Genomic DNA, 1,477 nt, shown 5'->3' on the forward strand with positions numbered 1-1,477 from the left:
CAATCACTGATAACCGAACACTTGATTCCGGCAAACCGGATCTCCGGCGAGACGTGCTTCGCGATCGCTCATACTGTCGCCCGGCCGCCATCTTGCCTGTATAATCAGGAATGCGATCGCGCCACGGGCACGCTACGCGATCGCCTAAATTGACCGAGTATTGAATCGGGTTCGGTGAAATGAGCATTTTTGTTGAATTTCCAGAACAGTTGTTGGTGGCTTGTCGGGAAGAACCCGAAGGGTTTAAGCGGCGGGTGATGATTTTGACTTTGGGTCAACTCTATGAAGAGGGTAAAATTTCTTCGGGGGTGGCGGCGGAGATTTTGGGGTGCAGCCGTTTGGAGTTTTATCGTTTGATTGGCGAACGGGGATTTGCCGCGATCGACTACACCGAAGCCGAGTTTGAGGAGGAGGCGAAAACCAGCCGAGAATTGGCCGAGAAATTGAGGGATCGATGAAGTTTGTTGTCAATGCGACACCATTAATTGCTTTGAGTCTGATCGATCGCTTGCAACTGTTACCCCAGTTATTTGATGAGATTTTTATCCCGCCCACCGTATACCGAGAGATGGCCATTCAGGGGGGCGACCGCCCGGGTCGCGGGGAAATTTTAACTCGAACGGGGGCGGTCGTGCAAGCTCCGGCAGGGACTTCCAGTATTGAACCGTTACTTTTGGGACTCGATGCTGGAGAATTTGAAGTCATTTTGTTGGGTCGGGAACTCCAAGCGGATTGGGTCTTGATTGATGAGCGTTTGGGACGGCGGGTCGCTTTGAGTTTGGGTTTACCTGTGAAGGGCAGTTTGGGGATTTTACTGGCTGCTGTCGGTGCAGATTTAATGACTCGGCAGGAAGCCAGGGAATCGATTTCGGAGTTACTTAAGAATGGCATTCGTTTGAGTTCGCAATTGATTCGGATGTTTGAGTCGGAGTTGGAACGGCTGTGAATGAGTCGGGGTCGCTCCGTTTGTCGTCTCGGCTTTAGACTTGGGAAATGCGATCGCTCCTCGTGTAGCACAGGCATCTTGCCTGTATAATCGGCAGTACGATCGCACTTCTGAGACTCTAGGCGATACGTCGCACTCCGAGGCTAGGCGATAGGTCGCACTTCCCAGAGCCTAGGCGATACTTCTGGCGGGCACGCTGCGCGAACGCACTTCCCAGAGAGTAGGCGATAGGTCGCACTTCCGAGAGGGTAGGCGATACTTCTGGCGGGCACGCTGCGCGATCGCCAACTCTGGCTGTAATTTACCATTGGCGGGGACGGAATTTATCATCATTTAAAATCACGACGCTATCTCCTGACTGTGCCAAAACAAATAAGCCGCGACGGTAGCCATAGCGGGCGACTTCTTCGGGAACCACCATTCCGGCGACGGCTCCCATGGCTTTGACATCCCTATAACGGGGCATTAACCGCTTGAATTTTTCGAGTCTTTCCAGGTGTTCGTCGATGTCGGTTTGGCTGAGTTTGCTTT

4 protein-coding genes and 1 pseudogene are annotated in these 1,477 nt (G+C 52.6%); 2 read left to right on the forward strand and 3 right to left on the reverse strand.

Annotated features, from left to right (window positions below):
- On the reverse strand, positions 1 to 187 hold a 187-nt coding region (locus tag B9T16_RS28600), incomplete at its 3' end, for a hypothetical protein (RefSeq protein ID WP_410246382.1).
- Between B9T16_RS28600 and B9T16_RS28605 the strand changes: the two genes are divergently transcribed.
- Positions 180 to 458, forward strand: a complete 279-nt coding sequence (locus B9T16_RS28605; protein ID WP_006615913.1) for a UPF0175 family protein — start codon at positions 180 to 182, stop codon at positions 456 to 458. The genes B9T16_RS28600 and B9T16_RS28605 overlap by 8 nt on opposite strands.
- On the forward strand, positions 455 to 946 hold the full coding sequence (locus B9T16_RS28610) for a DUF3368 domain-containing protein (protein ID WP_410246383.1): 492 nt from the start codon (positions 455 to 457) through the stop codon (positions 944 to 946). The genes B9T16_RS28605 and B9T16_RS28610 overlap by 4 nt, the downstream gene beginning before the upstream one ends.
- Before the next feature lie 171 nt (positions 947 to 1,117).
- Here the strand turns inward: B9T16_RS28610 and B9T16_RS28615 are convergent, their stop codons facing one another.
- Complete coding sequence (locus B9T16_RS28615; RefSeq protein WP_410246384.1) at positions 1,118 to 1,279, reverse strand: hypothetical protein; 162 nt, start codon at positions 1,277 to 1,279, stop codon at positions 1,118 to 1,120.
- Positions 1,248 to 1,477: pseudogene (locus tag B9T16_RS28620) on the reverse strand (hypothetical protein); the annotation flags it as partial. The pseudogene B9T16_RS28620 and the gene B9T16_RS28615, both read right to left, overlap by 32 nt.

It is taken from the genome of Arthrospira sp. PCC 8006 (assembly GCF_046480465.1).
In the GTDB taxonomy this organism is placed as follows: domain Bacteria; phylum Cyanobacteriota; class Cyanobacteriia; order Cyanobacteriales; family Microcoleaceae; genus Limnospira; species Limnospira platensis.

Bases quoted from the DNA above. Each gene is read 5' to 3' on its own strand.
- B9T16_RS28605 (WP_006615913.1), top strand. From the start codon at position 180: ATGAGCATTTTTGTTGAATTTCCAGAACAGTTGTTGGTGGCTTGTCGG.
- B9T16_RS28610 (WP_410246383.1), top strand. From the start codon at position 455: ATGAAGTTTGTTGTCAATGCGACACCATTAATTGCTTTGAGTCTGATC.
- B9T16_RS28615 (WP_410246384.1), bottom strand. From the start codon at position 1,279: ATGATGATAAATTCCGTCCCCGCCAATGGTAAATTACAGCCAGAGTTG.